1 protein-coding gene is annotated in these 271 nt (G+C 67.5%); it reads left to right on the top strand.

Translation table 11 applies throughout. The features are described from left to right. A partial coding sequence (locus ACX4ZE_RS23385; RefSeq protein ID WP_480275628.1) for a hypothetical protein occupies positions 1 to 271 on the top strand: 271 nt, incomplete at both ends.

Genomic DNA, 271 nt, shown 5'->3' on the forward strand with positions numbered 1-271 from the left:
GGCGCGGGAAGCGGCCGGGACCGGTGCGGGCACACAGTTGGTGGGGTATGTGGTTTTCGATCGGTCCGGTGAGGTGGGGGAGGGGGAGCTGGTCGAGCAGTGGCGTCGGGTGTATGACGATCTGTCCGCCGGGGCGGCGTATGCGGATCGTGCCGGATCCGAGGTGGGGTTGGGGGAGGATTTCGGGGGCTGGAACAGTAGTTATTCCGGGGCCCCGATCCCGATCGAGCAGATGCGGGAATGGCGGGCGCACACGGTCGAACGTATCCGG

The sequence above is a fragment of the Nocardia sp. TBRC8007 genome, assembly GCF_056629435.1.